The organism is Streptomyces sp. NPDC017940 (assembly GCF_044328435.1).
Taxonomy (GTDB): domain Bacteria; phylum Actinomycetota; class Actinomycetes; order Streptomycetales; family Streptomycetaceae; genus Streptomyces.
The window spans coordinates 457,917-467,083 of the sequence record NZ_JBIRHJ010000002.1 but is presented as its reverse complement, the minus strand read 5'-3'; the positions used below and the strand labels follow the sequence as shown (position 1 = coordinate 467,083).

Annotated in this window: 9 protein-coding genes; 5 read left to right on the top strand and 4 right to left on the bottom strand. The window is 73.8% G+C overall.

Annotated features, from left to right (window positions below; genetic code table 11):
• Positions 1-86: 86 nt before the first annotated feature.
• Positions 87-899, bottom strand: a complete 813-nt coding sequence (locus tag ACH4DX_RS07680) for an MMPL family transporter (RefSeq protein ID WP_398154753.1) — start codon at positions 897-899, stop codon at positions 87-89.
• A gap of 29 nt (positions 900-928) precedes the next feature.
• On the opposite strand from ACH4DX_RS07680, the gene ACH4DX_RS07675 reads away from it, so the two are divergent.
• The 5 genes from ACH4DX_RS07675 to ACH4DX_RS07655 all read left to right on the top strand — a co-directional run bounded on the left by ACH4DX_RS07675 (position 929) and on the right by ACH4DX_RS07655 (position 6,261).
• Positions 929-1,129: a hypothetical protein gene (locus ACH4DX_RS07675; protein WP_398154405.1), complete on the top strand. Its 201-nt coding sequence runs from the start codon at positions 929-931 to the stop codon at positions 1,127-1,129.
• 141 nt (positions 1,130-1,270) lie between these two features.
• Positions 1,271-1,612 carry an acyl carrier protein gene (locus tag ACH4DX_RS07670; RefSeq protein WP_398154404.1) on the top strand — a complete coding sequence of 114 codons (342 nt, stop codon included), beginning with the start codon at positions 1,271-1,273 and terminating at the stop codon, positions 1,610-1,612.
• Positions 1,602-2,825, top strand: a complete 1,224-nt coding sequence (locus tag ACH4DX_RS07665) for a beta-ketoacyl-[acyl-carrier-protein] synthase family protein (protein ID WP_398154403.1) — start codon at positions 1,602-1,604, stop codon at positions 2,823-2,825. Before ACH4DX_RS07670 ends, ACH4DX_RS07665 begins: the two co-directional genes overlap by 11 nt.
• 137 nt (positions 2,826-2,962) lie before the next feature.
• Positions 2,963-5,143, top strand: coding sequence for an MMPL family transporter (locus ACH4DX_RS07660; protein ID WP_398154402.1), 2,181 nt, complete (start codon positions 2,963-2,965; stop codon positions 5,141-5,143).
• 59 nt (positions 5,144-5,202) lie between these two features.
• A complete protein-coding gene (locus ACH4DX_RS07655) occupies positions 5,203-6,261 on the top strand; it encodes a type III polyketide synthase (RefSeq protein ID WP_398154401.1) in 1,059 nt (352 codons plus the stop codon).
• Positions 6,262-6,426: 165 nt separating this feature from the next.
• Here ACH4DX_RS07655 and ACH4DX_RS07650 read toward each other — a convergent pair whose 3' ends face one another.
• The 3 genes from ACH4DX_RS07650 to ACH4DX_RS07640 form a co-directional block, all read right to left on the bottom strand.
• Positions 6,427-7,356 carry a type II CAAX prenyl endopeptidase Rce1 family protein gene (locus ACH4DX_RS07650; RefSeq protein WP_398154400.1) on the bottom strand — a complete coding sequence of 310 codons (930 nt, stop codon included), beginning with the start codon at positions 7,354-7,356 and terminating at the stop codon, positions 6,427-6,429.
• A 133-nt stretch (positions 7,357-7,489) separates the two neighbouring features.
• The gene (locus tag ACH4DX_RS07645) at positions 7,490-7,960 is read right to left on the bottom strand and encodes an MSMEG_6728 family protein (protein ID WP_398114306.1); all 471 of its coding nucleotides are present in this window, start codon (positions 7,958-7,960) and stop codon (positions 7,490-7,492) included.
• 56 nt (positions 7,961-8,016) lie between these two features.
• Complete coding sequence (locus ACH4DX_RS07640; RefSeq protein ID WP_398114304.1) at positions 8,017-8,961, bottom strand: aldo/keto reductase family oxidoreductase; 945 nt, start codon at positions 8,959-8,961, stop codon at positions 8,017-8,019.
• Positions 8,962-9,167 lie beyond the last annotated feature (206 nt).

Sequence of the window (9,167 nt, the reverse complement as noted above, 5' to 3'; positions counted from 1 at the left end):
GAACCCGCAATCTCGCTACGCCGAACCCGACGTGACGCGACCCGGTCTGAACGCGCGGCCGACGATGCCGGGCGTATGGGCGGAATTCACATAGGGGAACCCGACCAACAGGGTGAGTGGATCGCAAGGTGAGCGGGAGCGGTGCCGTCGGAGATGGGCATCGCTCCCGCTTTCGTACGGCCATGCCCGTGACCGACTGCGTGGCTGCGACCACCGCCCTGGTCGTCGCCGGAGGCCTCGATGTCGCGTACGTCAGGGACCGTGGCCGCTGCGGTGACGCGCGGGGGGCGGTTGGGGGCGCCGCGGCGCTGGGCGCGCGGCAGGACGGCCCGGGGGAAGAAGCCGAGCAGGGCGGGCAGAAGCGTCAGGGCGACGAGTACGGCGATGACGACGGTTCCTGCGGCGGCAAGACCCATGTCCGTCAGCGTCGGTACGCCCGCCACGGACAGCCCGGCCAGCACGATGACGACGGTGGCGCCGGCGAAGACGACCGCGGATCCGGCGGTGCCCACCGCCCGGCCCGCGGCCTCCTGCGGCGCGTGCCCCGCGGTCCGTTCGGCGCGGTAGCGGGAGACGATGAACAGGGCGTAGTCGATGCCCACGGCCAGGCCCAGCATCAGGGCCAGGGTGATCGTCGTGGTGGACATGCCCGCGGTGACGATGGCGCAGACTCCGGCGCCCAGGCCGACGAGGGCGGTGACCAAGGGAAGTCCGGCGGCGACTATCGCACGGAAGGTGATGAACAGCACGAGCGCGGCGACAGCGATGCCGATCAGTTCGGTGACACCGCCGAGTTCAGGGCCGCCGTCGACGGCCGAACCTCCGACTTCCACGGTCAGGCCCGCCGCGCGGCCGTCTTCGACGGCGTCCATGAGCGCGGCGGACGTGGCTCCGCTCAGTTCGTCGCTGGAGACGGTGTAGGTGACGGGTGCCCGAGCGGGCGGCGCAGACGGCGATGCTGGCAGCGGGCCGCTACACGGTCGGCTGCGTCCTGGAGGAGCAGGCGGACACAGAGCCGCCGGACGCCAAGGACCTGCCGGGCGACGTCCCCGTACTCGATCATGAGACGGCGTTCGAGGCGGACCTCACCCTCATCCTCGGCGGCCTGGAACAGCACACCGCGGCATGACAGTGCGGCCCGCGAGCACGCTTCCCGAAGCCCCCTGCTGCCCGATGACGCGACACCAACGGGTGACAGACCGTCCCCATATACCCCTCGCCGGTGTTTACACGGTGGCGCACGGACAAACGGGTGACAGGAGATCCAGGCATGACGCAGGCAGCGGAGGACGCGGCGCAGGCGGTCCTTCCCGAGGGAGCGGAGGCGGTCCTTCCCGAGGAAGCGGAGGTGGTCCTCCCCGAGGCGGCGGAGTCCGCTCTTCCCGAGGAACTGGTGGCCCTGCTGACCGGCCGCCTCGATGTGCGGGCGGATGCCGGTGAGTTGTCCGGCGGGACGACGTTCGAGAGTCTCGGCCTGGACTCGCTGTCGTTGATGGAGTTCGTGGTGGCGGCGGAGGAGGAGTACGGCATCGTCCTGCCCGCGGACGCTCTGGACCTGCGCCCGTCCTCGACCCTGGGCGAGGCGGCTCGGGCGTTCGCGCATGCACGCTGAGATCGCGGTCACCGGGCTTGGCCTGGTGACCCCGGCCGGGCACACGGCGGACGCCAACTGGACGGCCCTGTGCCGAGGGCGTTCGCTGGCCGCTACGGATCCCGACCTGGCGGGACTGCCCGTCGACTTCTCCTGCCGGGTGACGGACTTCGACGCCGACACGGAGCTCGGCCGGGCGCAGGCCCGGCGCGTGGACCGCTTCATCCAGTTCGCCCGCGTCGCCGCCCGGCGGGCCGTCGCGGACGCGGGCCTCGATCGTCGCACCTGGGAAGCGGAGCGGGTCGGTGTCGTGCTGGGCGTGGGATCCAACAGTCTGAGTGCGTACGTCACCGAGTTCGGCCACCTCGGCGCGGGGCGGCCCGAGCGGGTCTCGCCCCTCGCGCTCACGCGCAGCGTTCCGAGCATGGCCGCGGGCGAGGTCGCCATCGACCTCGGTGCGCGCGGCCCCAACTTCACCACCGCCAGCGCCTGCGCGTCGGGCGCCACCGCGATCGGAGTGGCCCGGGACCTGCTGCGGTCCGGCACCTGTGACATCGTCCTGGCGGGCGGCAGCGAGTCGGCTCGCTCGCGCATGACGGCCACGTGCTTCACGCGGATGCGGGCGCTGTCCCGGCGCGGCGAAGAACCGGACTTGGCCAGCCGCCCGTTCGACGCGCGGCGTGACGGCTTCGTCCTGGGCGAGGGCGCCGGCGTCCTCGTCCTCGAACGCGCCCGCGCGGCCCGGGCACGGCGGGCTCCCGTCCTTGCGCTGCTGCGGGGCTACGGAGCCGGTGCCGACGCGCACCACCCCGTCGCCCCGCACCCCCAGGGCGACGGCGCGGTCCGTGCCATCCACACCGCTCTCGCGGACGCCGGGTGCGGGCCGGGGGACGTCGGCCACGTCAACGCGCACGGCACCTCCACCCCGCTGAACGACGCGGCCGAGGCACGGGCCATCGTCCGCGTCTTCGGTGCCGACGGGCCGCCGGTCACCGCGTCCAAGGGCGTGATCGGGCACGCGCTGGGGGCGGCCGGGGCGATCCAGGCGGCGTACACGGTCCTCGCGCTGTGCCATGCTGCCGTCCCGCCGGTGGCGAACTTCGACGGCCAGGACGGGGAGCACAAGCTGGACATCGTCGCCGGACGGCCCCGCCCGACGCGCGGCGGAGCGGGGCTCAGTTGCTCCTTCGGCTTCGGCGGCCAGAACGCCGTTCTGCTGTTCACGGCTTCCTAGTGGGAGCCGGACGTAGCGCCAGGACCGGAGGCGGGACGGAGGCACACGAACGGACGCGCCTGCGGCGCCGGGCCCGGCGGGTGGTGCTGAGTGCCCTGCCGGCGGCGGTGTGCGCAGTATTGCTTGCCCCCGTCGCCATGTCGGCGCTCAGCACGGGCGGCACGGTCGCGACGGACACGGAGGCGGCGCGCGCCCGGCAGCGGGCAGAGCGGCTCGGCGTGCTCACGCCCGATCTCTTCCTGGCCGTCGCACAGCGCCCCGGCGATGAACGTCAGGCCCGCGTCCGGGACGGCACCGCAGCGATGACGGCGAAGCTGGCCGGGCAGCGCGACGTCGAGGCCGTGTGGCCGGCACAGACCACCGACGGCACAGGGCCGCGCTCCAAGGACGGACGGACCCACCTGGTCGCCGTACGGCTGAAGGGAACGGACGACGAACGCAAGCAGGCGGCGCCCGACGTGGTGGCGGCCGCCCGCTCCGCCGTCCCCGGGACGCGGGTGGAGCCCAGCGGCGAGATGTGGGCCGACCGCGCGATCGACGAGACCGTCGAGCACGATCTGAGCCGGGCCGAACTGCTGGCCGCGCCGGTGCTCTTCGTCGTCCTGGTCTTCGTCTACGGGTCCGTGGTGTCCGCGCTGCTGCCCGTCGTCGTGGCGGCGCTCGCCATCGGCTGCACCGTCCCCGTTCTGGGCCTGCTGGCGCAGGTGACCGACATCTCACGGGTCGCGGTCAACGCCGCGTCGGCGATCGGGTTCGGCCTGGCCGTCGACTACAGCCTCTTCCTGATGGCCCGCGTACGGGAGGAGACCGCGCGGGGCGCGGACCTGCACACGGCGCTGGTGGCCGCCCGCCGCTCCAGCGGCCGTTCCATCGCGTTCTCCGCCGCCGCCGTCACCGTGTGCCTCGCCTGCGCCCTGCTGGTGCCGGTGCCGATGCTGCGCGCACTGTCCCTGGCGGGCATGATCGTCACCGTGCTCGCGGCACTGGTCGCCCTGACCGTACTGCCCGCCTGCCTGCGGTTGCTCGGCCCCCGGGCGCAGGCGTGGGACCCGCTGGCGCGGTGGCGGCGTGTCCGGACCGGGGACGTGAGTCGCTTCTGGCACCGCACGACGTCCACGGTCACCGCACGGCCCCTCCTGGCGGGCGGCCTCGCGGTGCTGCTGCTGGCCCTGCTGGCGCTGCCCTTCACCCACGCACGGCTCGGCGTCGTGGACGAACGCACGCTGCCCGCGACGGCTCCGGCCGCCGCCGCGGCCGAGCGGGTGCGCGCCGAGTTCACCGTGCCACCGGAGCGGCTCCTCACCGTGGTCGTCACCGGACCGCGGGCGACGGACGCCGCACCGGCTCACGCCGACCGACCCGCCCGTATCCCGGGTGTCGCAGACGGCGCACCGGCTCACAGCGACCGACCCGCCCGTCTCCCGGGCATCGCGGACGGCGCACCGGCTCACGCCGACCGACCCGCCCCGGTCCCGGGCATCGCGGATGCCGCACCGGCCTACCGCGACCGGCTCGCCCGGGTCCCGGGCATCACCGGTGTCCGCGTGGTGCGGATGGCTCCGTCCGGTGCGGCGTTCGTGCTGCTCGCGGCCACGTCCGCCGCGCCCGGCACGCCAGAGGCGGACAGCGTGGTGCGCGAGGTACGGCAAACCTCCGCCCCGGGGGGCGTCGAGGTGGGCGGGCGGGCCGCGGAGGTCGTCGACACGGCGGACGCCGTACTCGGCGCCCTCCCATGGTGCCTGCTCCTGCTGGCCGTGGGGCTCCTGGTCCTGCTCAGCGCCTGCACCCGTACGCTGGTCGCCCCCCTGAAAGCCTTGCTCGTGGCCGCCGTCAGCCTCGGGGCGAGCCTCGGCGCGCTCGTCGTCCTGTTCCAGGACGGCCACGGCAGCGCGCTGCTCGGCCACTTCACGGCGACGGGAGCGCTGGACGCCTCGACCCTGCTGTTCGTCCTGCTCGTCACGCTCGCCCTGTCGCTGGACTACGAGGTCTTCCTCCTCGGCCGCATCCGGGAGGAGTACGACCGCTGCGGAGACAACCGCACCTCGATCATCGAGGGCGTCGCCCGCACCGGCCGGCTGATGACGTCCGCCGCGGCAGCCGTGGCGATCTCGACCGCGGCCATGGCCACCTCCCACGTCGCCCTGCTCAAGTTCATCGGCATCGGCGTCGCACTCGGCGCGCTCGTGGACGCCGTCCTGGTGCGAGGAGTCCTGGTGCCCGCTGTCATGGCGGCCCTCGGCCCGGCGAACTGGTGGGCCCCGGCCCTCGTCAGGTCCCCGTTGTCGACCACCGCACCCGTGAAGAAAGGCGGAAGCTGATGCCGACGCGTCAGGCGACACATGACCACACCCGGCCGTCAGGAGCCGCCGGGCCACAGGTGGCGGCGATCCGGACGGTCTTCCCGCCGTACCAGTACCGGCAGGAGGAGATCCTCGCCGCCCTCGCCCGCACGACGCTCCTGGAGTCCGAGACGGGCGCCCTGGTCCTCCGCAAGATCCACGCCAACTCGGGTGTGGAGACCCGCTCCCTGTCCCTGCCGCTGGAGAAGCTCGTCGAACTCACCCGCGGGAAGGACTTCACCGAGCAGAACCGCGTCTGGCTCGACACCGCCATGGACCTGGGGGAACAGGCGCTGACCGGCGCGCTGCGCACCGCGGGCGTCCAGCCGGATGAGGTCGACGCGGTGATCAGCACCACCGTCACCGGCCTTGCCGTACCGTCGTTGGAGGCTCGGCTCGCCCACCGGGTCGGGCTGCGACCGGACGTCAAACGCATCCCGCTGTTCGGCAACGGCTGCGCCGGAGGCGCCGTAGGTCTGGCCCGGCTCCACGACCACCTCCTGGCCCACCCCGACCAGGTGGCCGTCCTGCTCGCCGTGGAACTGTGCTCCCTGGCACACCAGTTCGCGGACGGTTCCGTGGCGAACATCGTCGCGGGCAGCCTCTTCGGGGACGGCGTGGCCGCCGTCGTGGCCCTCGGATCCCGGCGGGACGGCTGCCCCGCCGGGCCCGCGCTGGTGGACACGCACAGCCTGCTGGTCCCCGGCACCGAGGACGTCCTCGGCTGGGACATCGGCTCCCACGGCTTCCGCATCCTGCTGTCGCCCGAGGTCCCGGCGCTCACGGAGAAGCACGTGCCGACGGCCGTCCAAGGGCTCCTCGCGCGGCACGCGCTGGCCCCGCACCAGATCGCGAGCTGGATCATCCACGGCGGCGGACCGAAGGTCTTCACCGCTGTACAGCAGGCCCTCGGCCTGGAACCTGGTGCCTTGGAGCTCACCCGGCGCTCCGTGGCCGAGCGGGGCAACCTCTCGTCCGTCTCCGTACTGGACATCCTGCGCGCGGCCATGGAGACACCGCCCCCCGCGAACACCCCCGGCCTGGTCGCCGCCATGGGGCCGGGGTTCGCCATCGAACTGGTCCTCCTCCGCTGGTAGCGGCCGCCCGCCGAAAACCGCCGCCCGCACGACTGGAAAGGTGTCACGGACCGTGCCCGCCATCCCCGCCGACGCACGCATCCTGATCGATCTCGAACCGGTAGTCGCCGACGCGCTCGACACGGCGGGCACGCCCAGGAAGAGATCGCCGCGCACCTGGAGGAATCAGCGGCCCGCGCGGGCAGATACCGCGCCCTGGCCGAACGGCTCAACCGCCCGGCGCCGCCACAGCGCGAACCCGGCCGCCGCGACCAGCGCGTACACCGGTACGAGGAGCTCCACCCCGGGTGACGACAGCTCGGCGTACCAGCCCGCGTCGCGTCGGTCGCCCTCGAACACGACGCGGTTGACGGTCAGGAAGGCCAGGTGGGCGCCGATCGCGGCGCACAGGGGAGCGCGCCCGGTCGCGGTGCGGGCCGCGAGGAGCAGCACGCCGAACGCCGTGAGGAGGATCAGATAGCCGACCGGCTCCTGACCGCCGGGGGCCAACCCGACAGGCCCGGCCTCGCGGCCGACGAGGGGCGCCACCCCCGCACCCACCACCGTGGAGACGCCGGGTGTGACCAGGAACAGGGCGGTCGTGCCGAGCGCGGCGCCGAGGCCGCCGAACCGGCCGCGCAGGGACGTCCACGCGTAACCCCGCAGCGTCGTCTCCTCGGGCAGCGCCTCGAGGAGCAACGCGACCGCCCCGTTCGCCACGACGTACCCGGTGAGTGCGAACAGGTCGGGTCGCGTCCAGCGCAGCATCCCGGCGGCCGTCCCCGCGCCGAGGACGAGCACCGCGGCCGCCAGGGTCACCCCCGCCCCGAAGAGCAGAGCCCGGACGTTCGCCCCCGCGCCACCGAAGCCGATGTCCTCGAGCGAACCGCCCCTTCGGCGCAACGCCCACCCCACCAGCGGCACCGCCACCGCACTGACCAGCAGGGCGGGGATCATCCGCGCCGCGAACCCGGTCAGCCCCAGCACATCGGCGACCGCCGGCCCGAGCTCTGTCCCCGAGCCCAACGCGACGCCCATGAGGAGCGCGCCGCCCAGCGCGCGCCCGAGAGCTCCGAAACGTGTGGGTACGCAGGCGCGGGATGCGAGCCCGGTCATGTGTCTCTCCTCGTTCCACGGCGTGCGGGGTGTGATCACTCACCATCCTCCGCGCCGGGCAGCGCGTGCGGGTCGTAGCGCCGGACGAGATGCCGGTACACCGTTCGATGCAGCGGTGACGTGGCTCCCGGGACTAGGAGGAGGCGCGGTCCGAGGCCGGCCAGAGGTAGGGCAGGTCGGCGGGGACGTCCGGGAAGAGGGGGGTGTAGACCTCCGGGGCCTTGCGGACCAGCGCCGAACGGTGGCTGCGGTGGAAGGCGGGATCACCGAGCCAGGGCGGCAGTTCGCCCTCGGCGGCGAGCTGCTCCTGGGCGCGGACGGTGGCGCCGGGGCGGTGTCGGGTGAAGTCGGTGACCAAGGTGGCGGCGCAGGTGTCGGCGCGCCCCTCCGCCACCCACACCGCGCACACGTCGAGCCCGTAGCGGACCAGGGCCTCCTCGTAGCCGATCCACATGCGTACCGCGGGATGGTGCCGCCACCCGTAGTCGGGCACCGTCAGGCCGCGCAGCACCTGGAGGGCCTCGACCCGCTGCTTGCCGAGCCGGGCCCGGTCCAGGACCGCGGCGGAGCGCGTGAAGTCTGCGTACGGAAGGAAGGTCTGCACGCGCAATGCCTACCGCGGCAGGCCCGGTCCCACCCGTACCCGTTCGGCCGGTTCGGTCAGGGCAAGGGGCCGCCGCGGGCGGTGACCCACAGGTCGTACCACTCCTCGTGGGTGAGTTCCGGCGCGCGGCTCACGGCGTCGCGGCAGGCGCGGACGCGTTCGGGACGGCTGGTGCCGATGACCGGGGCGATGCGGGCCGGGTGGCGTTGCAGCCACCACAGCAGGATGGTCTCCGGTGTCGTCCGTTTGCGTTCGGCGAGGTCCGCGACGAGCCGCGCGGCCGGTGAGTCGGCGGCGCCGGTGTAACGCCCCTGGGCCAGGGCGCCCCAGGCCTGGAGCTGGATCCCGTGGGCGTGGCAGTACTCGACGGTCCCGTGCGGAAAGCCGTTCCCGGCCGCCGCGGGGGTGTTCACGAGGACGCCCGCCTCGACCCAGTCCCGGCTGCCCAGGCTCATCTCCAGCTGGTTGGCGACCAGCGGGACATCGAGGTGGCCCTGGAGGTGCGCGATCTGCGCGGCGCTCATGTTCGACACGCCGAAGCGGCGCACCAGGCCCTGCCCGTGCAGCGAGGTGAGGGCCTTCGCGATGTGCTGCGGGTCGGCCAGCGGGTCGGGCCGGTGCAGGAGCAGGACGTCGAGCACGTCGGTGCGCAGACGGGTGAGGCTCTCCTCGACGCTCCGCAGGATGTGCGAGCGCCGCAGGTCGTACATGCCGGGGCGGTGGCCCTCGGCCTGCCGGATGCCGCACTTGGTCTGGAGGACGATGCGCTCCCGCAGCCCGGACGCTCTGCCGAGCAACTCGCCGAAGACGGCCTCGGACTTGCCGCGCCGGTAGATGTCGGCGTGGTCGAACACCGTGATCCCCGCGTCGAGCGCGGCCTCGACGGCGGCTTCGGCGTGCGCGATGTCCGCGGCGGTGTACGGCACGCCGTCCCACGTGCCGCCGAGCCCCATGCACCCGTACACCGGCTGTCCGGCGCGTACGTCGGTCTGCCCGGTCATGCGTCGCCCTCCCTGTCTCGGTGGACTCTCCCACCGGAGATGTGCCCAGGGCGCGCCTTCCTACCGCGTCACCGCGGCACATGCCGGTGGGGCGGCCCCTTCGAAGGGGCCGCCCCCCCCGGAGGTGGCCACCGGGGGGTCCCCCGCCCGGCCCCGCGCCCCCCCTGGGTGGCCCCGGCCCTGGTATTCTCCGTGGGCGGGGGGGC

What these genes read in the sequence shown, in the direction of transcription:
- ACH4DX_RS07670 (WP_398154404.1), top strand. Translation starts at nt 1,271, where the DNA reads ATGACGCAGGCAGCGGAGGACGCGGCGCAGGCGGTCCTTCCCGAGGGA.
- ACH4DX_RS07665 (WP_398154403.1), top strand. Translation starts at nt 1,602, where the DNA reads ATGCACGCTGAGATCGCGGTCACCGGGCTTGGCCTGGTGACCCCGGCC.
- ACH4DX_RS07660 (WP_398154402.1), top strand. Translation starts at nt 2,963, where the DNA reads ATGTCGGCGCTCAGCACGGGCGGCACGGTCGCGACGGACACGGAGGCG.
- ACH4DX_RS07650 (WP_398154400.1), bottom strand. Translation starts at nt 7,356, where the DNA reads ATGACCGGGCTCGCATCCCGCGCCTGCGTACCCACACGTTTCGGAGCT.
- ACH4DX_RS07640 (WP_398114304.1), bottom strand. Translation starts at nt 8,961, where the DNA reads ATGACCGGGCAGACCGACGTACGCGCCGGACAGCCGGTGTACGGGTGC.